The 284-nt window shown below is 70.8% G+C and carries 1 protein-coding gene; it reads left to right on the top strand.

Going from position 1 to position 284, the window contains the following annotated elements:
- Window positions 1-284 (top strand): autotransporter outer membrane beta-barrel domain-containing protein (locus EN850_RS35900; protein WP_136093095.1); only part of this gene is annotated, 284 nt, incomplete at both ends.

The following is a 284-nucleotide window of genomic DNA, read 5'->3' as shown; positions in this document are numbered from 1 at the left end:
CGCCCGGAAGCCGGTGCGTACCTGGCCAACCAGTCGGCGGCGATCAATCTGTTCGCGCACCGCATGCAGGAGCGCAGCGGTGCACGGTCGATGGGCGGCGAGCGCGAGGCCTGGGCGCGCGTGGGCGGGCAACGGGCGGATTTCAGCGCGGTCGGCGGCCAACTGTCGATCGATGGCACCACCTCGGTGCTGCAGATCGGTGCTGACCTGCTGCGGCGTGGCAATGCGGTTGCCGGTGTGATGCTGGGCAGCGGCCGCGCCGACAGCAGCGCAGTGTCCGATCT

The organism is Mesorhizobium sp. M8A.F.Ca.ET.207.01.1.1, assembly GCF_004794715.1.
Classification (GTDB): Bacteria; Pseudomonadota; Alphaproteobacteria; order Rhizobiales; family Rhizobiaceae; genus Mesorhizobium.
Note: the sequence above shows the minus strand (reverse complement) of the source record. Positions and strands in the feature narration are given on the sequence as shown.